The sequence below is a fragment of the Larkinella sp. C7 genome (assembly GCF_006149005.1).
GTDB lineage: Bacteria > Bacteroidota > Bacteroidia > Cytophagales > Spirosomataceae > Larkinella.
Genome location: NZ_VBSL01000001.1, coordinates 598,123 through 618,245, shown reverse-complemented (window position 1 = coordinate 618,245; position 20,123 = coordinate 598,123). Strand labels below are relative to the sequence as shown.

Below are 20,123 nucleotides of genomic sequence, written 5' to 3'. Positions count from 1 at the left end.
TCTTCCGACAACGGAACTAGGTTTCGGCTAAGTATTTATGAACAAAACTGACCGCCATCGCTCCTTCGCCCACCGCCGACGCCACGCGGTTCATGGCTCCGGCGCGTACGTCGCCCGCAGCAAAAATGCCTACGCTGCACGTTTCGAGCAGGAACGGATCGCGGTCTAATTTCCAGAATTCCTTATAGTCGTCATACCGCGCCAGGTCGCGGCCCGTTTCAATAAAGCCTTTGGGATCCTTGATGATGTTCATTTGAATCCAGTCGGTATACGGTTTGGTCCCGATAAAAATGAACAGGGCGCTGGCCGCAACCTTCGTTCGCTCACTGGTTTGTATATCTTCAAGAATCAGACACTCCAGGTGCGATTCTCCCAGTCCTTCGGCAATTGCGGTGCAGGGATGGACGTGAATATTCGGCGTTTTTTCGATCTGGTCGATCAGATACTGCGACATCGTAGCCGTCAGGTCGGGACGCCGGATGATGATGTGTACGTCGGAAGCCATCCGGGAGAGGTACATGGCACCCTGTCCGGCCGAATTGCCACCGCCCACGACGTAAACCGGCTTACCCTTGAAGGCATAGGCTTCCGTGGTGGCGGCACCGTAATACACCCCCGCGCCCGTCAGTTTATCCAGCCCCGGACAGTCCAGTTTGTGGTAAGCAACGCCCGTGCTCAGCACAATACTCCGGGCTACCACCTCGCTTCCGTCGCTCAGCTCGATGTGTTTGTACTGACCTTTCGGTTTGATGGCCACCACCTCGTGCGGAGCCAGAAACTCGACGCCAAAACGGGTGGCCTGCGTAATGGCCCGACGCGCCAGTTCGGAACCGCTCAGTCCCGACGGAAAACCGAGGTAGTTCTCGATCCGTGAACTGGTTCCGGCCTGACCGCCGGGCGCGCGTTTGTCGATCAGGATGGCCCGAAGCCCTTCCGATCCGGCGTAAACGGCGGCTGCCAAACCGGCTGGCCCCGCACCAATAATCGCCAGATCGTACAACGATTGGGTGGCTTTGGCGCTCAGCCCCAGCTTTTCACCAACGGCCGGCATCGTCGGCTGTTTCAAAACCGCTCCGTTTTCCAGCAAGACTGCGGGTAGATCGTTCGGCTGAATACCGTGTAACTCGGCCAGCCGTTTGGCTTCCGGATTCGTCTCAAAATCAAGCCATTGATACGGAAACAGATTGCCCGCCAGAAAATCCTTTAACTCGTGCGTCTGGGGTGAAAACTGATACCCGATCAGCTTAAGCCCTTCAAACGGCGGGCGGTAGTTCGACTGCCAGTCGCTCAGCAATTCGTCCAGAATCGGATACAGCTTTTCCGTGGGCGGGTCCCAGGGTTTGTTCAGGTAGTAATCCAGTTGAACGTCGTTGATAGCCCGAATGGCGGCTTCAATGTCGGAATAGGCGGTTAGCAACACGGTTTTGGCGTTGGGAAACGTCTTGCGGGCTTTAAGCAGAAAGTCGACGCCCAGCATTTCCGGCATCCGCTGATCGGACAGAAACAGGGCTACTTCCTCGTTTTTCTTCTTCAGTTCAACCAGCGTCTCCAGCCCCTCGCTGGCGGAGGTGGTGGCCAGAATCTTGTAATTTTTCCGGTATTGCTGCCGTAAATCCCGTTGGATGGCCTGCAAAACCGCCTGATCGTCGTCAACGGCAAGGATGATGGGGAGTTTCATGCGTTAGGGTGTGATGGGCAGACAGACTTTGAATTCGGTTCTTCCCGGTTTGGAGTTGACGTAAATCCGGCCATTGTGGTGACGGACGATGCCCTGGACGATGTCGAGGCCAAGCCCGGTTCCTTTGCCAATGGCTTTGGTGGTATAAAAAGGATCGAAAATATGGTCGAGGTGTTCGGCCGGAATCCCCGAGCCATCGTCGATCACGCGAATCAGTTCAAATTCGTGGTCTACTTCGCCGGTAATCTGCAACCGACCACCGTTGGGCATGGCGTCGATGGCATTGTCGATCAGATTGGTCCAGATCTGGTTCAGTTCACTGGGATAGGCTTCGATCTGCGGCAAATCGTCCGGGATCGTAACCGCAACCTGAATACTTTTTTCTTTCAGTTTATGTTTCAGCAAAACAAGCGTGCTGTCGATGCCTTCGCGCAGGTGAATGCACTCCCGACCGGTTCCGCGATCCATGTGCGTATACGACTTGATGGCGTCCACCAGAATGGCAATGCGTTTGGATGCCTCCTCAATGTCGGTGACCAGCCGCTCCGTCACCAGATTGTTGACCAGCCAGTTCAGTACCGTGGCCCGGTTATCCGGTGCAACGTCTACCAGCAGGGCGTCCAGATCGTCGGTCGTAAAGCCAAAATCAACCAGCGATTCGGTCAGCTCGCTGCCATCCGCCACGTCGTTGTCGTCGAACCAGTCGAGCAGTTCATCTTCCAGGCTGCTGCGCTCCATCAGCGATAACCGCTTGCCCTCCGCCGGGCTTTTTGTTTTGCGAAACAGCAGGTTGCTGACCCGGTCGACCATCTCGTCGGTGACCCGCAGCGCCATCACGTCCTTGAATCGTTGCGGGGTGTTGTGCAAATGCGATTTCAGCGTGTCGGAACTCCGGACGATGGCCGAAACCGGGTTGTTCAGCTCGTGGGCCAGCCCCGCCGACATCCGTCCCAACGCCATCATTTTATCATTTTGCTGCAACTGCCGTGTCGTTTCCCGCACCCGGGTGGTCATGACATGCACCAGCGTTTCAGTCAGTTCAAACTGTGTCTGGATCATTTCGCGAAAGTGGTCGCGGTGCAGGGCCAAAACCGCCGTTGGGCCGATGGTTTGCCAGAAGGCCACCGATTCTACCATGCGCGAAAACGGCAGGACGCCCTCCAGCGAGCCATTTTCCGACACCCGCAATTCCTGCTGCTGCCCTTGCTGGATGAGATAAAACCGGATGTGACCTTTCAGGACAATCAAAAAATGATCGGTCGGGTCGCCGGGCTTGTAAATCGTGGCATCAGCCGGATACTCACGGCATTCCGAGCGATCGACCAGCCAAAGGAGCTGTTCGTCCGGCACACCCGTAAATTTTGGATTGTTTTTCAGTTCAGTCAGGCAATCCATGAAAAAGTGGTTTGGGAGTCAAAAGATAGGCAATCGGCGGTTATTTTCAATAACTGATCTTCCCGCCGATCGGTTTCATCCACGGCTTGTTTCTGGTTTTGTCGGTTGTAATTTGCGGTATGAAGTATCTCGCCCTCCTGCTGGTTTCCCTGTTCGGGTTAAAACCGGCACCCGCCCAACCCATCCGGTTTGCGTTTGTAACCGACACCCACGTCGGCGCACCCGCCACCGCTGCCGAAGATTTACAGCGCACCGTCAACGACATCAATGCCCAAACTGACCTCGATTTTGCGGTTTTTACGGGCGATGTCACCGATTTTGGCTCGGATGAAGAGTTTCGGATTGCCAAACAGATTCTGGACGGACTGAACAAGAAGTGGTACATTTTTCCGGGCAATCACGACACGAAATGGTCGGAGAACGGCTGCAACAGTTTCCGGAAGGTATTCGGAGCAGAACGGTTTGCGTTTACCGTCGGGAAGTACCGGTTTATCGGCTGTGGCAGTGGCCCCAACATGCGGATGTCGCCGGGGCTGGTGGCCCGCGAAGACGTGCTGTGGCTCCGGTCCGAGGTCGGGAAACTGAAGGGTTCCGACCAGCCGGTTATTTTCATGAACCACTATCCGCTCGATGAGTCGCTGGAAAACTGGTATTTGCTGATTGACGAACTCAAGAAAACCAATATTCAGGCGGCTTTTTGCGGCCACGGCCATGCCAACCGTGAACTCAATTTTGAAGGCATTCCGGGAACGATGGGCCGTTCCAACCTGCGGGCGAAGGACCAAGTGGGCGGATACAACATCGTCACGATGCAAAACGACACCATGACGTTTGCTGAACGAAATCCCGGTGTGGGTACAAAAGCCGCCTGGCGGACCATCGTACTGGAAAATCATCATTTTAGCCAGCAACCGGCCAAAGCCTACCCGCGTCCCGACTATAGCATGAACGAGCAATACGCAACGGTGAAACCGGTCTGGGCCAAACAGGACAGCAGCGACATCGGTGCGGGTATCGTTGAAAGCGACGGTTTTTGCATCTATCCCAACACCGGCGGGCAGATCGTGGCACTCTCTACGGCTAACGGAGCGGTGCGCTGGCGGTTTGCCACAGGCGGGAAAGTCTATTCAACCCCGGAGGTTCGCAAAAACCGGGTTGTGGTGGCCTCGACCGACGGCACCGTGTATTGCCTCGACAAACGCAGCGGCACTCTGCTCTGGAAACAGGAAACCGGCCAACCCATCGTGGCGTCGCCCGTCATAGATCGGAACACGGTTTTTATTGGCAGTTCGGAAGGTAAATTCCGGGCGTTGTCGCTGGCGGATGGCTCGGTACGCTGGACGTTCACGGGCGTCAAAGGCTTTGTGGAATCGGTTCCGGTGGTCGACAAAAAGCGCGTTTATTTTGGTTCGTGGGGCTCGTCGTTGTATGCCCTGGACCGTAAAACCGGCGATTCGGTCTGGCGGTGGACCAACGGGAAAATGCGCAATTTCTCGCCCGCAGCCTGTGTGCCGGTTCTGGTCAAAAACCGCCTGTTCATCCAGACGCCCGACCGCACCGTAACGGCCATCGACGCCGAAACCGGCAAGGAAATCTGGAAAACCAACCAGCACAAAGGCTTCGAGTCGATGGGCGTGTCGGAAGACCGTTCGCTGATTTACGTCAAGTGCATGCAGGATTCTGTCTGGGCCATTCCCAGCAATTCGGCCAATGGGCAAGGGGCGTGGTTTGTCAATTGCCGGTACGGCTACGAAATCAGTCCGGGGCCGCTGACCGAACGCGACGGACTGATTTACGTACCGACCGACGAAGGTGCGCTGTACGTCATCGACCGCCGGAACCGCAAGCTGCTCTGGTCGCACAAACTGTCGAACGCCATGCTCAACCGCGTCTGGCCGTTGAAAAACCGCCGGGTGCTGGTGACGACGATGGACGGGAAGGTAGCACTGCTAACCGCTGACCGGGTTCTTTTTTAGCAAAACCGGTATCGCGGCCTGTCGGTTGTCATCCAGGCCCATCCCGGCAACGGCCAGTTCATAGGCATCCACAATCGACAGCCCCGAACCCAGGGCCTGGTAGAACGTCGCCGAAAAAGCAATGGCGGCTTCGTCGCCAATCGAACGTTGCATCCCGATCACGTACGGAATGTGTTCGCCGATGGCCCGGGCCTGTGTTTCGGAGTAACAGGCGTTTAATAGTACGCACTGCACGGAGTCATCGAAAACCGCAAATAGCCGTCCCAAAGCCTCAGCGCTGACGGTTTTCAACTGCCCGCTTTCCGTTTCCAGACACAGCCCTTCGCTGGTGCCGTGGCCGGAAAAATGCACGATGGTCGGTTTTTCCTGCAAAATGGAGCGCGTCAACGTGCGGGGGGTGACGGCCAGGCTGGTGGAAAACAGAATCCCGTCGCTCCCCCGCAGTTCTTCCTGAATCTCGCGGGCTTCGGCACCCAGCCGCAGCGTTTCGTGGGTGAGGGGGTTGGCCGACAGAAACAAAATCCGTTTCCAGGCTTTTGTGGCTGGCGTTGCATCGGCCGAATCGTCACTGCTGATCAGCACTTCTTTTTCGAGTACATCCAGGTCTCTGGAGCGGTTTCCGAGGTGAACCGTAATCTGAAGTAATAAGGGATGCCGACCGGCTTTGAGGGGACGGACAAAAAACTTCCATTGGGTGTCGTCGCCGGTCCAGATTTCCTGCCGCTCGGTGCTGATCGTTGTAATTTTGAAATACTCCCCGCCCGAGCTATCGACCAGCCGAACACTCATTTCGTTGCCGATGGTAATGTCCTGATGTACACTGCTATCGCTGATCTTCAACAGGGTAGATTCCACTTCCTTGCCCGCAATCCGCACCGTACAGGTCGTTTGTTCACCCACTTTCATGGAACCGGGAATGTCGTAGTCAAGCTGGCCTTCGCGGAGCGGAGAAGTCGTTGGTTGGGCTTCAGCCGGGCTGTTGATCGGCGGAGCGGGCGCGGGCATGAAGGCGGGTGGGGGAATGTGCGACGGCCTGGAAGGGTCCGTTTCATATTCGACATTTTCCAGGTTGATGGTAATCCGGTTTGCTCCGCGGACTTTCTCCGGTGCCGCCGAACCCATTACGGTCCTAGGTTGTGACTGGGGCTTTTGGTTTTCTGGTGCCACTACCTGTCCCCGACCGCGGAGGGGGAATACCTCCTCGCCCCGGCTTTGGTTTAGGGGCTGCGCAAGGTCCGGTTGTTTGGTGAGAACGGCGTTGATGCGCTCCATGAACTTCATCGCCACCTGTTGATAACCGTCGCTGTTCGGGTGAATTTCATCGTACCACTGGTCGGGCCGGACGGTTTTGCGGAGGTCGAGGTAGGAAACATTTTCGAAGGCTTCGGCCACGGTCCTGATCCGGCTGTTGAACTCGTCCAGAATAAATTGGATCGTGGCAAATCGGTCCTCCTGCCGATTGATGCCTTTTTCGATCATATAGCGTCCCAGCCAGCCTTTGTTGGTCACTTGCAGCGGAATCACGTAGTCGTAGCCATGCACCAGAATCTGGAGGTTCGGTTTATAGATTTTCAGGTGACCAAACATCGCTTTGTACAGGTCGCGCAGCGCATCCAGTTCGGCGAATACCTTGTCATTCAGAAACCGACGCGGATTCTGGCCCGGCGGCTCGCTCATATCCGGATTTTCTTTCAGAAACGTGCGGAACTGGTCGCCGAGGATGTCGTTGCCGCCCCCGCTGATGAGAAAAAAGGCCGGGTTTTGTTCGTCGATGGCGTCGAGGTATTCACCGGTTTTCTGGTAATTCCGGAGCGTATCGCCCGCGGCTGCCACACAATAGATGGCGAACGCCCGGGAAAGGTGGTCGATGGTGTCGGTCACGAGCGGATGCTGAAACCACGAGTCGCCCTCCGAAACCAGCCGAACGCGGTTGGGGAAGCGTTTGGTTACCTGCGCATACTGCCGGTTGCGCAACCGGTTGGCCAGCGCGTTGGCCGCAGCCAGACCCAAGTCGCTGATCAGCCCGCGTTCGTCAAGGTGCGCAGAATCCGGCACTTTAATGTCCGGTTTAAGCTGGTAATCGGTTTCCCAGTTCGTCCCCGGCCGGGCATCGAAATAGATTCCCAACGCAAAGGGCGTTGTAACCGGATCGTGGAGCATCGCGTTGAGTTCGGTATCCAGAATCACATTGGGCTCCGGATTGACCAGTTCCAGGGTATACGACTGCGTCGTCCAGCCCGTCAGTTGAATCGAACGGTCCGACACATCATCGGTTGCAAAACTGCCCCGATTGCCGCCCCGGTTTTCATCGCCGGGCAGGGGCGGGTCGGGCAGGGTGGCCAGCGTCAGTGCCTGTGGATCGAACTCATCGGTGCTAACAATCAGTTTGATGTGTTCCAAACGGGTTGGCCAGTTGTAAAACCGCATCGTGTCCTGCAACGTGGCGGGCAGGTAGTCCAGTTTGTTCAAACCCAGATAAACCGAATTGCCCGGTTCCAGCAAATACGCTTTGGGGTTCAGAAAACCGGTAAACGATTCGAAGGTGGACGAGAGATACAGGGCCGAGCAGTACAGCGAACGCTGGTTGCCGACCGGATTGGTGATCTTGACCTGAAGGTTGCTTTGCCAACGGCCATTGGCCTTTTTTTCATAGTGGATCGGAAGGAGGTCATTGGCCGGAAAAATCGCCGTTGTTTGCCCATCAGCTCCGATCCGGGCGAATTCTACCGTCAGCGGTTTTCCCGGTAGCTGGTTGGTGCCCGAATTGGTCAGACTGTTCATGAATTCCCAGCGGGACAGGTGTTTCAACTGTTCCACCAACTCCGGAATAGCCGTTTCGGATGCGGTTTCAATCACGCTTGTTAGCGGGCGGTAGGGGTCGTTGGGGTAGGTGATGTAATAGCGACCGTCCTGACTGTGAACCACATACTTCGCCAGCTCTTCCCGCTCTTCGGTCACAATGAGTCCTCCGCTTTCGCTGGAGAGTTTGTCGAGCAGCGTCTGCTGGTCTTCCAACAAACCGCCCCTGTTTTTGAGGGTGATGGGCAGCGGAAGCATCATCAGGCCGTCGATGGTGGCCTGAAAAACCGCATTCTGGTTCAGGTTGACCGACGGCTCGAACCGCAGTTGGGTCGAGTCGACCCGAATGAGGCCCGGTTGGGCGGTGTATTTCTGGCCGGGGTCGTCGGGATTGAAAACCGTGATGGTTTTGGTTTCGGTCGTAATGCCGTGAATCGCGCCCAGGTTCAACTGCCAGCCGGTTTTCCGGTTATAAGTCACCTCGCCAATGGCCGATTGCCCCCGTTGGCCCGGCCGGTTGAGAAAGGTGCCGTGCAGCAGCGAATCGTCCCCGTTGGCGACGTAAATGCGCGGTTTTTGCTCGTACACATTCCGCAGATATTGCCGGACCCGACTCCGCAGGGAGTAGTAGCTCAGGTCGCCTGCCGACGCTCGCAAAACCGTCAGCAGTGTTTTGGTAAAAACGCCTTCGCCACTGACCTCTACCGCCGATTCGTCGGATTCGCAGGCCGACAATTGGACGTGCGTTCCTTCGGGCAAGGCAACCGCATCGCCCTGCTGCCGGATCGTATTCGCAGCGATCGTCTGTCCGAAAATAAACTGCTCCCAGGGGCGTTGGGCGAACGCAAACGGAATGCGTTTTTCGCGGGGGGCTTCGTCTTTGAACACGGTTTGCACCAGCGCCCCGTTGCGGGTATTATCGCCCGAATGACAGCAGTCGAAAATGGTAACGACGTGCGGTTTTTGGGCCGATAGTTCCTGGATAAGATAGCGTAATTCCTTGTCTGCCAGTAGAAAGTCGGAAGCAGTTTGCTCATCATAATGACAGGCCAGACACTCCAGCCGGCCATCGGTTTCGTGTTTCCAAACGGTCGTATCGGCCCATTCCTGGGTTCCGTGTCCGGAGAAATAGAACAGGGCTACATCGCCTTCTTTCGCCTGTCCCAAATGCGCACGAAAAGCACGAACCACGCTGGCCTTGTCGGCTTTCCTGTCCTGCAATAGCAAAACGTGTGGTTCGAAAGCGGGATCGTTTTTAAGGTAGCGCTGCACCTTGAGGGCATCCATGACGCAGCCGCCGAGGGCCGGAAACCGGATTTGCCCCTGCAAAATCAGATCAGCCCGGTAGTCGTTGATGCCCACGATCAGGGCGTAGAGTTTTGGTTTAGGAGTCGTGTTCATGGTTGAGGTAGGAAGAAGGGCCGGGAAGACCGGTCGGATTTTTGGAAAAATCGAAGATGAGGTACGCTTTTACAGCCGGTTCAAAACCGAATATAATTTAGGCGAAACAATCTGTATCGGAAGCGATCTATTTATCGAACGGCGAAAATAAGCGGACAAGTACCGTCATTCGGCGGGGTGACTCTTTTTGCCCGGTTTCAGACCCGTCGACCGCTAGAAAGGAAGCACCAATTGCTGGCCGGACGGTTGGTCGGAAGCATCGAGGTTGGAGAGTGAAATTCCCAGGAGCCGGACGCCTTTGGGCAGGGGAAAAAGTGACGTGAGCAATTCGACGCCAATGCGATCCAGAAAAGCTTTCTGGGAAACCGGCCCCAGCGTGGTCCGGCTGCGGGTAATCTGCTCAAAATCGGCAAATTTTACTTTCAGCGTAACCGTGCGCCCCACCACCCGGATGCGTTCGCACAACCGCCAGACCGAATCGAGCAGGGGTTGCAAACCCGCCAGGAGGTCGGCTTCGGTGGTTAAATCCCGGTCGAAGGTCGTTTCCGACCCAATCGATTTGCGAAGCCGGTCGGGCGTCACGGGCCGGTTGTCGATGGCACGGGCGATGGTGTAATAATAACTGCCCGCTTTGCCAAAATGCTGTTTCAGGAAGGCTTCGGACTGTTGCCGCAAGTCCCAGCCGGTAAAAATACCAAGCTGGTTGAGCCTGGCAGCCGTTACGCGGCCAATGCCGTGGAATTGCCCAACGGTCAGGGTTTCCACAAACGCCAGACCCTGCGACGGTTTGATCACATACTGACCATTGGGTTTGCGATAATCGGAGGCCAGTTTGGCCAGAAACTTGTTGTACGAAATCCCGGCGGAAGCCGTCAGTTGCGTTTTTTGGAAGATTTTTGCCCGGATTTCCTCCGCAATCTGCGTGGCAGAAGGCATGTTTTTTAAGTTATCCGTTACATCCAGATAGGCTTCGTCCAGCGATAAGGGTTCGATGAGGGGCGTATATTCCGCAAAAATGGCGCGAATCTCGCTGGAAACGGCCTTGTAGACATCGAACCGGGGTTTGACAAAAATCAGGTCGGGGCATTTGCGGAGGGCAACCGACGACGCCATGGCGGAACGAACGCCAAATTGACGGGCTTCATAACTGGCTGCGGCCACAACGCCCCGCTGGCGCGATCCGCCGACGGCCACGGGTTTCTGGCGCAACGCCGGATTGTCGCGCTGCTCCACCGATGCGTAAAACGCATCCATGTCGATGTGGATGATTTTTCGGTTTGCGGGCTGCTCCACGGAACAAACTAACGGTTTTTTCTAACGATACCCTAAACCGTAATGTTCCCACTGCCTGCTGAATTGATGGCGTGGCAACTCCTTTTTTTACAACCTCCGCCAAAACCCGTGAACACCTTACCGAAACACCGTTTCCAGCATGCCGTTGATGGCTTCCGGCGACGAAACCATCGCGTCGATTTGCCCGTAGTTGCCGTTGACGCCGTAGACCACCGTCGTTTTCTGTTGGGGAAAATAGAGCATGTTGGCGTAATAGCCAATGGCATCTCCGCTGTGGGTATACGCGATTCCGTAGGGCGTTTCAATCCTGAAAAATCCCAGACCGGCGGCTGTTCTGTAGGTTTCCGGTTCCTGTCTGAGCGGTTCTTTCCACTGCATGGCTTCGGACAGCGTGGCCGGTTTGAGCAGCTTTCCGTCGAACAAGGTGCGCAGAAAAACCGCCATGTCGTGCGGATTGGAAATCAGCCCGCCGTCGGCCGTGTAATAATCCCAACCACTGTAATACGTGCTTTCGACCACATTCAGGTCATTGTACAGATCGACATAACCCCGGATAATGGTTTTTGGAACCGGGTTTCGGGCGGCAAACTGTGTGCTGGTCAGGTGCAGCGGTTGAAAGATTTTTTCTTCAAAAACCTGATAAAAAGGCTTCTGTGTGATCTGCTCGATGAGCATTCCCAGCAAAATGTAATTGGTGTTGGAATACCGCATGTCGGTTCCCGGTGCAAAATAGGCTTTCTTCCCGTTTGCATACGCCAGCAATTCGTCGGGCGACCATTCCTTCGTCAAGTCATTCAACGAAGCTGTCTGGAATTGCAGATTCTGGATGTAATTATACAGTCCGCTTGAGTGATTCAGGAGCTGGCGAACGGTCACTTTCGTACCATTGTCGAGCTTGCTGAGCACTGAATTCGGCAGGTATTTGCTGACGGCATCATCCAGTGACAGAAGTCCTTCGTCATAAAGCATCAAAACCGTCACGGCAGTGAATGTTTTCACGGTGCTGCCGACGCGGGTGATGTTGCATTTCTGCAAGGGAATCTGGTTGTAGAGGTCAGCCATCCCGGCGGCTCCCAGCCATTCGCCGTTGACCGGGTCCTGAACGGACAAAATAATGCCCGGTACGCCCCGACTGACTTTCTGATCAAGCAGCGCCTGAAAACGGTTTCGTTTGGGGTGCGTGTCGCTCTGGTCGTTGAAATCGACGGAACAGGCGAAGGTCGCCGGGGCAATGACTTCCGAGTGGGTGCAACTCAACAGGAAGGCCAGCAGGAAAAGCGGGAAGGTTCTGAGTAAATGGGTGGTTGTGTTCATGGGGGTGTGATGGTTGTATATTTCATTATTCGCCATTCGTTATTCATGTATTGCGTCAATTGAAATATCGAATACTAAATAATGAATATTGAATAATGAAGTGGGGCTAACGAAAGGGGAAGAATTGATACCCAACGGCCAGATTGGTGTGCGTCATGAGGGGGATGAAATCCGGGGAAAACGGGTACTCGATCCAGGGTTGATACTGCACAAAAAGCCGGGGAGACTTGGGGCTGTCAGGACGAAACCGCAACCCGATTTCCAGCGGAACGGAAAGCAGGAGGTGGGGCGTTCCCCGGTCTTTTTTCAGGACGTAACGCCCATCTTTCAGCCGGAATTCGTCCTGCGTTCGGAACGTATGCAGATAGCCGATGCCGAGCCCGATGGAGGCATACAGTGAAAGCGGCAATTGCCGTTCGTAGCGGAAATCCGTGCCCAGAAAAATACCCTGCGCTACTTCTTTGTGATGGTAATACCCGGCGGTTAGACCCTGAACCAGACGGGATGTTGACCGTCGTTTCAACGCCCATTCGGTCCCGAGCGATACGCCCGGATGGAGCGGTTGGGTAACCAGGCCGTCGGCAAACGGAATGGACGTGCTTTCGGAGAAAAGGGTCAGGCGGAGGGGGAGCGAACCGCTCGTTTTCTGGGCCAAAACCGGGCTGGCGGCTCCCAGAAAGCCAGCCCATAGAAGCGCCTTCAGGAAGGACGGGTACTGTTTCATGTGCGAATGAGGGTGTTGTTTACAGTCGGGCCGTTCAGAACGGGATGTCTGAAGTGCGCTGCAAAAATACCGGTCTGACGGCGCACAGCGGGTGTTTTGGTGGGGAGTGCAACCCAAACCGGCAAAATAGCCGCTGAAACGGACGGCTATTTCCCCAGCCAGTTCAGAAAAACCGTGGCCCGGTCTTTCGAGACATATACCGCTTCCGAAATGGGCGGGCAGAGCGTCACGAGGAGTTTTCGGGTGGGCGTCTGTTCGACGGATTCGATGCTGCGGATCTGGGCGATGACCTGGCGATTCAGCTTGAAAAACCGGGTGGGATCGACCTTCTCCATGACCTCGTCCAGCGTTTCCCACACCACAAATTTTTCCTGTCGGATGCTGACCAGATAAACCACTTTGTCGAGGATGATAAAGTAGGCAATGTCATCCATCAACACCGGTTTTTGGGTGTGTCCCGTGCTGACCAGAAACGACACTGCTGTCTGCGGTTTGTCAGAAACCGGAAGCGGGATCGGCGGGGCGGGAGCGGGCAGCGAGACCAGCGAATGCAGGATGTTCAGCAGCAACAAAAACGTGGCGGAGAGGGGCAGTTCGGCCAGAAAAATGGAGCTAAAATTGGGGCGCAATTGCAGGAAAAACCGGATGTAAACCACCTCCAGAACCACCAGAACGAGCAGGGGGATTGCAATGCCCCAAAGCACCTGCCACCGGACGCGGTTCTGGCGGTCGTTGGTCCAGGGGTATTTCTGATTCAGTTTTTCCGTAACCCGGTTCAGGTACCAGCCTATGGCAAAAGTATAGCCCAGGGCGAACAGCACATCGGTGTAGAAACTCGGCAGCCGGATGCGTTCGCGGAACGGCGTATCGTTCGTCACCAGCACCACGGTCAACGCGATGAGGAGATACACCAGCCAGACCCATCGTTTCCTGTGAAAAACCGCGTTCAAATTCCGGAGCTGTTAACCTGAACGCAAAGATAAAAAGGGTTTTTGAGACAAAAGAGAAGAAACAGGAGAGTAAAGACTGCACGAAACGTCTCTACTCTCCTGTCTCTTCTCTTTTGTCTCAAAGAAAAATCACCGCTTATCCCACCAGACCTTACTCAAATACGTATCGCCGTTGGCCATTCTCGACGAAGCCTCGTTGTAGTTCGTGGCATTCCGGAGCCGCTCGGTGCTGGAGTACACCCCCCGGCGCGGAATCTGGCCGTTGGTCGTGCCGGGGTTCGGACCGGGTTTCAGTTTGGGGTAGCCCGTGCGTCGCCATTCGGCGTAGGCTTCGTAGTGCCGCATGAACAGGCTGATCCACTTCTGGTTCATGATCTGCTCCAACTGCTGCTCCTCGGTGCCCGTCAGTTTGCCTTCCCGGCTCAGGTATTCCGTAATGGCGGTTTCGGCGATAGAATACGGCTGAATCTGCATTGTGGCCCGGATGCCGGCCTGATAAAAACCTTCAGCCTGCGCCGGCGTCAAACCGCCCCAGCCCAGCAAAGCCGCTTCCGCCTTGAAAAACAGGTTGTCGGAATACGCCAGAAAAACGTAGGGAAAGGTGGCTTTCCGGTCGTTGTAAATCGCAATGGTACCGTACGAATAATCGTCGCGGTTGATGATGACACTGCCGCCCAAGGCAACGCCCAGACCCCGGTAAATGGGTTTTCCGGCTTTCTTGGAGTTCTCTGTCGGCTCGGCGATGCGGGGCAGACGCGGGTCATTTTTGGCGAGCAGAACGTCGATGAACGGAGCGGCCAGCTGGTTCAGCTCTTTACTGCTGTTGTAACCGCCGATGGTCGGATGGTAGCCAAACGGATTGCCGTCCTGCGTCACCGTCGGCATGGCTCCATTGTCGGCGTTGCTTTCGATCAACGGGGCTTTCAGGGCCTCTTCGACGGTTTTACGGGCCAGAGCAGCATCGGCAAAACGAAGCCGCATGCCCATCCGGAGTTTCAGCGAGTTGGCAAACTTCCGCCATTTGGTAACATCGCCCTTGTACACAAAATCCGCGTTGCCATACGACACATCCGTGGCCGTCAGTTGGGCCACAGCCGCATCCAGCTCCGTGATGAGGGATTTGTAAATGTCTTCCTGCTTGTCATATTTCGGCAGCAGAATCAGGTTGTTGTCGGGCAAACCGGCCTGGGTGTACGGAATATCGCCCCAGAAATCGGTCATGCGTTGCCAGAAATAGATTTCCGTGATCCTGGCAATGGCCAGTTTGGTCCGTCCCGTGGGCGTGGCTTCCTCGCCTTTCAGGAGTTGATTCCGAATCTGCGACAGGTTCTTGATCAGTTCGTAATGGGCGGTCCAGTTGTTGGTTTCGTAAATATCGCGGTCTTCGAGATACTGCGAAGGGGCCGACAACGAGCCGCTGGCCCACTGCTGCACCCACGAACCGACCTGCCACCAGTTGGTGCCATCGGCCAGAAAACCACTGAGTTGCGCCTGCGAATACAGGTACTCGGCCGGAACGCTGCGGGGCTGGGTGGGGGAAATGTTGATTTCCTCGAAGTTGTTGGTACAGGCCGATGCTGTGACGAGCAAACCCAGTACTGAAAGTCGTATTTTTTTAGAGAATCGTTTCATGATTGTGATGCCGTTTGGGTTCCGATCAGAAGTTCAGGTTGAGGTCTACACCAATGGTTCGCAGCAGCGGGAGCGAATGTTGTTCCATGCCCATCGTGCCGGAATTGACGTTGATGGATGAATTTTCCGGTGAAAAACCGTCGGTATGCCGCTCGATGTAGCCCAGATTCCGGCCATACAAAGCGAGTGAAGCGCCCCGAACCACCTTGTTGTTTTTGAGAATAGCGGACGGAAGCTGGTAGGAAAGCCGCAATTCCCGGATGGCAATGTAGCTGGCGTCGTACAGAAATTCTTCGGCAACGGCGAAACCCTTGTCCGAAGCCACCCGGTTCCAGTAGGCCTGCGCCGTCACCGGAATGTCGTTGGCCTGGCCCGTGCTGATCCACTGGTTGCCTTCCCGGCGCGCTTTCACCCCGGACGCGATCAAACCACCTTCGCGCCCTTCCAGCGTCCGTTTGGACGTACCGTAAGCCGCTTCCTGCACGCGCCCCTGCGAGAAAATCTGGCCACCCTGCCGGATGTCGATCAAGCCGCTCAGCGATAAGCCTTTGTAGGAGAAGGTGTTGGTGAAACCGCCGATCCATTTGGGCGTAGCGTTGCCGATGGCGACGGTTCCAATGCTTTGCACGATGGGCAGGCCCTTGTCGTCGATCAGGCGGTTGCCGTTGGCGTCTTTGAGCCAGGCATAATCGGCGGCTTTCAACTGGCCGTAGGGTTGTCCCGGCGCAGCGACCACCCGGATGTTGCGGTCGGAACCAACGACGATTTCGTTCACGCCGTCGATCAGTTCGAGCACTTTGTTGCGGTTGGCGGAGAAGTTGAAACCCGCATCCCACGTAAACCCGTTCGCCAGTTTGACGGGCGTCCCTGCAATCAGGAATTCAATCCCCTTGTTCTCGATCCGTCCGGCGTTGGTCAGCTTGCTGCTGTAACCCGTTGATTGCGAGATCACAATTGGCAGAATCTGGTTGCTCGTTACGGAATGATAATACGTAAAGTCCAGGTTCAGGCGGTTTTTGAAAAACCGTAACTCGGCCCCGGCTTCGTACGAGGTTTTCAGTTCGTTTTTCAGGTTCGGGTCCACAATCGTGCTGGTGTAGGTCGCCAGCGGCTGGTTTAGGAATGTGTTGGCGTTCAAACCGTAGTAGCCGGTGGTCGAATACGGATCGCCCGAACGGCCGGCCTGCGCGTAGGAAGCCCGGAGTTTGAAGTAATCCAGCGCCGGAATGTTCAGCGGAATGGCGTCGGTAACGGCCCAACTCAACCCCACGGATGGGTAGAAAAACGAGCTGTTGGTAATGGGAAGCGTCGATGACCAGTCGTTTCGCGCCGAGACGTCGAGGAACAGATAATTGCGGAAACCGACGCTGGCCTGTCCATACACCGAGTTGATGATGGATTCGGAAACCCCCAGCCGGGGCGTGTTCAACACCGTCCGGCCCACGGCATACAAGCCCGGAATGCTCAATTGCGTGCCGGTATTGCCCGTAATCCGGTATTTGTTGCTCAGGTGGTTGGCTCCGAAGTTGGCGTTGATCGAAAAGTCGCCGACTTCTTTGTTGATCATCAGCAAGGCGTCCACGTTTTCGGTTTTGCTAAATTCCACATTCTCAAACACATCACCGGTTTGCGAGATCCGCGTTCCGACGGCTTTCCAGCCATACTGGCGTTCGTAATACAAATCGGTTCCGTAGCGCACCTGCACGTTGACGCCTTTCATCAACTCGTAATTGAGCTTGGCGTAGGCAATAATGCGGTCACGGGTGTCTTCGTTGTGCGTGTTGTTGATGGTCCAGAACGGGTTGGACGTCACGGAGTTGCTTTCGAAGATTTTCTCACCGCCGACAAAATAACCGTTGCCGCCGAGGTCCTGCGAATAGCGAATGTCCTTGGCCGAATATGCATACCGCTTCAAACCGTCCATGTTCAGGCTGCGGGGAACGTACAAAAACCGGTAAACCGGGTTCAGACCGTCGTCGCCCACATACGGGCGGTTGTTGACAAACTGGTTGACGTAATTGACTTTTGTGTCCAGGTTCAGTCCTTTGGCAATATCCGCCGAGAGTTTCACCGTCACCGAGTTGCGGTTCAGCTTGTTGGTGGGCGTAAAACCGTCGTTGGTCAGGTTGGTCAGCGAAAAATAGTAGTTCACTTTCTCTCCCCCGCCATCAACGCTCACGGTATTCATCGCCTGTTTTTCCGGACGGAAGAAAGCCGAGTAGGGGTCGGTAATGGGCGAATAGCTCACCGTATCTCCCCACATGTCTTCGATGGTTTGCCCCTGCATTTTAGGCCCCCAGCTTCCGCGTGTCGTCGGGTTCCGGCCCGCACTGAGCTTGGGCACACCACCCGTCAGCGCTGCATTGAAAGGCACAACGACGCCGTTGGCCTGCCGGTAAAACGTAAACTGGCCGTTGTAGCCCTGTCCGTATTCGTTCTGGTAATCCGGTTTGACCAGCGCGTTGCCGACGGAATAACTGCCGCTGTACTGAATGGAAGGCCGCCGGTTGCGCCGACCCGATTTGGTTGTGATGATCACCACCCCGTTGGCGCCCAACTGTCCGTATAAAGCCGCACCGTTGGGGCCTTTCAGGATGGTCATGGATTCGATGTCGTTGGGGTTGATATTGGAAATGCCGTCACCGCCGTCCAGACCGCCCTGCAACTGAAACGAGCTGATGGCCCGGCGGTTGGAATTGTCGATCGGAACGCCGTCGATCACGTATAAAGGCTGCGAGTTGCCCGACAGCGACGAGTTGCCCCGAATCACGATCCGCGACGAACCGGCCATCCCGCCTGCCGACGAAGTGACCTGAACCCCCGACACTTTTCCGGACAAAGCTGTTCCCAGGTTCGTCACATTTGCCTGCGCCAGATCGGTTCCCTTGATTTCACCGGCGGCATAAGTCAGCGCTTTTTTCTCGCGTTTGATCCCCAGGGCGGTCACGACCACTTCGTTCAGCGTCTGATCGCCGGGCAGCAGTCGAACCGTAATCACACTCTGGGTGCCTACGGTAATTTCCTGTTTGGCATAGCCCACGAAGCTGAAAACCAGCACCGCATTGCCATCGGCCACGTTGAGTTTGAAGGCTCCCTGCGCGTCGGTGGTCGTTCCCTGCGTGGTGCCTTTAACGGTGATGCTGACGCCGGGTAAGCCCTCGCCTTTGTCGTCGGAAACCGTTCCCGAAACCGCCTGATCGACGGCCGATAGGGTGGTGGCGGGTTCGATGGGTTGCAGGTCGCTGGTCTTGCCTTTGGTCAGAATGATGCGGTTTTCGGTTACTTCATACGTGATGCCGAGGGGCGCAAACAGGCGTTCCAGCACACCGGACAGCAGTTCATTGGTTGCCGTCACGGAAAGGTCGCGGTCGACCCGGATGTTTTGCGGGATGTAAACAAATTTGACCTGGGCCTGCTTTTCAATCGTGGCCAAAACCTGTTTCAGCGATTTGTTTTTCAGTTGTAAACTGACGCGCTGGCTGAGCAATTCTTTCGTGGCCTGATCCGGATTGAACGAAAAACCGGCGTGGCTGACCGTGATCAGCAGGAGCAGGTACGTCATTCGCCGGATGTAAAACACGAGCGGTCGGGTTGGTAGTCGTTTTTTCATGGTTTATAAACTAAAGGTGTCGCATTGGTACTGATTAAGGTTCATTCGCCACATCCGGTTGCCAGAATGAGGACTTTTCCATCGGTTACTTCGTAGGAACCCTGGAGCGATTTGCTGATCAAACGAAGCTGTTCATACAGCGACAAACCGGTCAGGGACGCCGTCAGGCTGCATTTTTGCAGGAGCGATTCGTTGTATACGATGTCGATTTCGTACGTTTCCTCGATGCGCCGAAACACTTCGGTGAGTGGAACGTCGTCAAATTCGAAGGAAACCGAAGCGGCATTTTTGGCGATAAAAACCGGATTTTCAACCAGTTCCTTGCGAAAGATCTCCTGTTTCGCGTTAAAAACCACCTGTTGGTTGGGCGTTAGCACCACGCCGGTGACTTCCGGTTTTTCGACGTTTCGCTGTTGCTCCAGTTCTTTTCGGGAATACACCGTCACGCGTCCGGTTCGCACGGCCACCGTCACCTGCGGCAGATCGTCGTAGGCTTTCACCGTGAAACTGGTTCCGACTACGCGCGTCACCACATCGCGGGCGTAGACCAGAAACGGCACTTTCGGATTGGGAACCACGTCGAAAAACGCTTCCCCGGTCAGCACCACGGCCCGGACCTGTTGCCCAAAACCGGCGACGTGCTGAATCCGGCTGTTGGGCTGGAGCCGAACCGTGCTGCCATCCGGCAATGTCACCCGAACCGGTTTGCTGGTGCGATTGGCCTGCTCCACCACGCCGTCCTTGGGCCGGGCATCCGGCAACAGGCTTGTCAGCAGATGCGACTTTTGGGGAATCCGCCACACCAGCCAGCCCGCACCCAGCAACAGGATGAGGGTTGCGGCCGCCAGCCACCAGGATCGTCGAATACCCGGCAGGCTGCGCGTTTCCGAGTGCTGGCTTACGCGCCGTAAAATCTGCCCGGTTTCGTGCGTGAGGGTGGCTTCGGTAACCTCCGTTTCCGGCAGGTTCAGGGCTTCCAGAATGTCTTTGGCGAGCAGCGCTTCCGCCCGGTTGGGCTGCGGTTGCGCCATCCAGCCGGACCAGAAAGCCGAAGCCGCAGCGTCGCGGTTGTAAACCCAGGCGATGAAGGAATCGTCGGTCAGAAAGTCTTCGGCTTTGTAGGAATGATACGCCTGCATGTAACGGGGTGAGTTCTCCGGTCTTGTCTAGGTAGATAGAACGGTTTTGGATTTGTATACCCACGGACGGGTAAATTTTTGTTGGGGGCGATCCGGACTACATTTCGCAGCTCGCTGCAAATTTTTACGGATAAACTACTACTTTTTGAGAAGAACGGCATTTGGTTTATCTTCGTGAAATGCTGGATTTTTATGGCTCATCTTCCGTCCGT

Annotated in this window: 11 protein-coding genes; 1 reads left to right on the top strand and 10 read right to left on the bottom strand. The window is 55.6% G+C overall.

Going from position 1 to position 20,123, the window contains the following annotated elements; translation table 11 throughout:
• Nucleotides 1-16 precede the first annotated feature (16 nt).
• Together FH871_RS02405 and FH871_RS02400 are read right to left on the bottom strand one after the other, a co-directional pair.
• Nucleotides 17-1,678, bottom strand: a complete 1,662-nt coding sequence (locus FH871_RS02405) for an FAD-dependent oxidoreductase (protein ID WP_138989730.1) — start codon at nt 1,676-1,678, stop codon at nt 17-19.
• A gap of 3 nt (nt 1,679-1,681) precedes the next feature.
• Nucleotides 1,682-3,073 (bottom strand): sensor histidine kinase, encoded by a 1,392-nt coding sequence (locus tag FH871_RS02400; RefSeq protein WP_138989729.1) that lies wholly within the window; start codon nt 3,071-3,073, stop codon nt 1,682-1,684.
• A 119-nt stretch (nt 3,074-3,192) separates the two neighbouring features.
• Between FH871_RS02400 and FH871_RS02395 the strand changes: the two genes are divergently transcribed.
• On the top strand, nt 3,193-5,049 hold the full coding sequence (locus tag FH871_RS02395) for a PQQ-binding-like beta-propeller repeat protein (protein ID WP_138989728.1): 1,857 nt from the start codon (nt 3,193-3,195) through the stop codon (nt 5,047-5,049).
• Here the strand turns inward: FH871_RS02395 and FH871_RS02390 are convergent.
• The 8 genes from FH871_RS02390 to FH871_RS02355 form a co-directional block, all read right to left on the bottom strand.
• Nucleotides 5,023-9,249 carry a caspase family protein gene (locus tag FH871_RS02390; protein ID WP_138989727.1) on the bottom strand — a complete coding sequence of 1,409 codons (4,227 nt, stop codon included), beginning with the start codon at nt 9,247-9,249 and terminating at the stop codon, nt 5,023-5,025. The genes FH871_RS02395 and FH871_RS02390 overlap by 27 nt on opposite strands.
• A gap of 213 nt (nt 9,250-9,462) precedes the next feature.
• On the bottom strand, nt 9,463-10,542 hold the full coding sequence (dinB, locus tag FH871_RS02385) for a DNA polymerase IV (RefSeq protein ID WP_138989726.1): 1,080 nt from the start codon (nt 10,540-10,542) through the stop codon (nt 9,463-9,465).
• A gap of 117 nt (nt 10,543-10,659) precedes the next feature.
• Nucleotides 10,660-11,856 carry a serine hydrolase gene (locus FH871_RS02380; protein ID WP_171062736.1) on the bottom strand — a complete coding sequence of 399 codons (1,197 nt, stop codon included), beginning with the start codon at nt 11,854-11,856 and terminating at the stop codon, nt 10,660-10,662.
• Nucleotides 11,857-11,962: 106 nt separating this feature from the next.
• Nucleotides 11,963-12,580: a hypothetical protein gene (locus FH871_RS02375; protein ID WP_138989724.1), complete on the bottom strand. Its 618-nt coding sequence runs from the start codon at nt 12,578-12,580 to the stop codon at nt 11,963-11,965.
• Between the two features lie 146 nt (nt 12,581-12,726).
• Nucleotides 12,727-13,491 carry a LytTR family DNA-binding domain-containing protein gene (locus tag FH871_RS02370; RefSeq protein ID WP_212768194.1) on the bottom strand — a complete coding sequence of 255 codons (765 nt, stop codon included), beginning with the start codon at nt 13,489-13,491 and terminating at the stop codon, nt 12,727-12,729.
• A 168-nt stretch (nt 13,492-13,659) separates the two neighbouring features.
• On the bottom strand, nt 13,660-15,162 hold the full coding sequence (locus FH871_RS02365; RefSeq protein ID WP_138989722.1) for a SusD/RagB family nutrient-binding outer membrane lipoprotein: 1,503 nt from the start codon (nt 15,160-15,162) through the stop codon (nt 13,660-13,662).
• A gap of 25 nt (nt 15,163-15,187) precedes the next feature.
• Nucleotides 15,188-18,772, bottom strand: coding sequence for a SusC/RagA family TonB-linked outer membrane protein (locus FH871_RS02360; RefSeq protein WP_138989721.1), 3,585 nt, complete (start codon nt 18,770-18,772; stop codon nt 15,188-15,190).
• Between the two features lie 41 nt (nt 18,773-18,813).
• Complete coding sequence (locus tag FH871_RS02355; protein WP_138989720.1) at nt 18,814-19,911, bottom strand: FecR family protein; 1,098 nt, start codon at nt 19,909-19,911, stop codon at nt 18,814-18,816.
• Nucleotides 19,912-20,123: the final 212 nt, after the last annotated feature.

What these genes read in the sequence shown, in the direction of transcription:
- FH871_RS02375 (WP_138989724.1), bottom strand. Translation starts at nt 12,580, where the DNA reads ATGAAACAGTACCCGTCCTTCCTGAAGGCGCTTCTATGGGCTGGCTTT.
- FH871_RS02395 (WP_138989728.1), top strand. Translation starts at nt 3,193, where the DNA reads ATGAAGTATCTCGCCCTCCTGCTGGTTTCCCTGTTCGGGTTAAAACCG.
- FH871_RS02360 (WP_138989721.1), bottom strand. Translation starts at nt 18,772, where the DNA reads ATGAAAAAACGACTACCAACCCGACCGCTCGTGTTTTACATCCGGCGA.
- FH871_RS02400 (WP_138989729.1), bottom strand. Translation starts at nt 3,073, where the DNA reads ATGGATTGCCTGACTGAACTGAAAAACAATCCAAAATTTACGGGTGTG.
- FH871_RS02365 (WP_138989722.1), bottom strand. Translation starts at nt 15,162, where the DNA reads ATGAAACGATTCTCTAAAAAAATACGACTTTCAGTACTGGGTTTGCTC.
- FH871_RS02380 (WP_171062736.1), bottom strand. Translation starts at nt 11,856, where the DNA reads ATGAACACAACCACCCATTTACTCAGAACCTTCCCGCTTTTCCTGCTG.
- FH871_RS02355 (WP_138989720.1), bottom strand. Translation starts at nt 19,911, where the DNA reads ATGCAGGCGTATCATTCCTACAAAGCCGAAGACTTTCTGACCGACGAT.
- FH871_RS02405 (WP_138989730.1), bottom strand. Translation starts at nt 1,678, where the DNA reads ATGAAACTCCCCATCATCCTTGCCGTTGACGACGATCAGGCGGTTTTG.
- FH871_RS02390 (WP_138989727.1), bottom strand. Translation starts at nt 9,249, where the DNA reads ATGAACACGACTCCTAAACCAAAACTCTACGCCCTGATCGTGGGCATC.